We start from the raw sequence: 249 nt of genomic DNA, 5'->3' as shown, positions 1-249 counted from the left end.
AACGACGTCATCGGTGCGCAGCGGGCTTTCTCCGACACCCTCTCGGGCGTGGTGTCCAACATCGTCACGCTGACGCTGACCGTTGCCGTGATGCTGTCGATCAGCTGGCAGATCACCCTGCTGACACTGATCCTGCTGCCACTGTTCGTCGTCCCCGCCCGGCGCATGGGCAAGCGGATGCAGGCGCTGTCCCGGCAGGCGGCCGAATACAACTCCCTGATGTCCACCCAGATGACCGAGCGGTTCTCG

Annotated in this window: 1 protein-coding gene; it reads left to right on the top strand. The window is 64.3% G+C overall.

The window, feature by feature from the left end:
- Window positions 1-249, top strand: a 249-nt coding sequence (locus SB717_RS38315) for an ABC transporter transmembrane domain-containing protein (RefSeq protein ID WP_410908434.1), incomplete at both ends; no start/stop codon positions are given.

Source organism: Priestia sp. SIMBA_032, from assembly GCF_046535215.1.
Classification (GTDB): Bacteria; Bacillota; Bacilli; order Bacillales; family Bacillaceae_H; genus Priestia; species Priestia aryabhattai.
Note: the sequence above shows the minus strand (reverse complement) of the source record. Positions and strands in the feature narration are given on the sequence as shown.